Below are 233 nucleotides of genomic sequence, written 5' to 3'. Positions count from 1 at the left end.
GTATGAAGTCACGGGGCTTCAGCGGTTCGCGTACGGATCCGTTGCAGGAATCGTCAATTTCCAACTTCCACCGTGAACTGCAGGAATACCTGTTCGGCACGGAGTCCGCGCAATGAGCCAATGGGATGAGTCGTATGATCTGGTGATCATTGGCAGCGGTGGTGGCTCCATGTGCGCTGCACTCAAGGCCAAGGAACTGGGCAAACGTGCGTTGATCATCGAAAAACAGAGCA

At 54.5% G+C, this 233-nt stretch carries 1 protein-coding gene; it reads left to right on the top strand.

Annotated elements, in window-relative coordinates; translation table 11 throughout:
* Window positions 1-112: 112 nt before the first annotated feature.
* Window positions 113-233: FAD-binding protein (locus SB724_RS21970; RefSeq protein ID WP_410573214.1), on the top strand; the 121-nt coding region annotated here is incomplete at its 3' end.

The sequence above is a fragment of the Bacillus sp. SIMBA_031 genome, from assembly GCF_046535225.1.
Taxonomy (GTDB): domain Bacteria; phylum Bacillota; class Bacilli; order Bacillales; family Bacillaceae; genus Bacillus; species Bacillus velezensis.
This window is presented reverse-complemented; position numbering and strand designations above follow the sequence as displayed.